Source organism: Paraburkholderia sp. SIMBA_053 (assembly GCF_046534895.1).
In the GTDB taxonomy this organism is placed as follows: domain Bacteria; phylum Pseudomonadota; class Gammaproteobacteria; order Burkholderiales; family Burkholderiaceae; genus Paraburkholderia; species Paraburkholderia caledonica.
Window position 1 is genome coordinate 1 of the sequence record NZ_JAWRXU010001451.1, and the last position, 245, is coordinate 245.

Annotated in this window: 1 pseudogene; it reads left to right on the forward strand. The window is 60.4% G+C overall.

Annotated elements, in window-relative coordinates:
• Window positions 1-245 (forward strand): annotated as a pseudogene (locus SB753_RS40425) (integrase); the annotation flags it as partial.

Here is a 245-nt window from a genome sequence, read left to right on the forward strand (position 1 = left end):
GCGTCCGAAGACGGTCTACGGTGCTCTGCGCGTCGTGCTTGACTTCGTCAACTGGGCCGACAGGCTGGGCTTGCATCAGGTGCTCTGTGACGAGAAGGCTACCGCGGACGCGGTTCATCGCTACTTCCGTGAGAAGCGCGAACAGGTCTCATTGGGCAGCCTGCACCGCAATTCCGTCGCCCGCTATCAGCGCAATCTGCTGTCGATGCTACGTGAGCTCTTCAGAGACGACGACTTCTGTACCG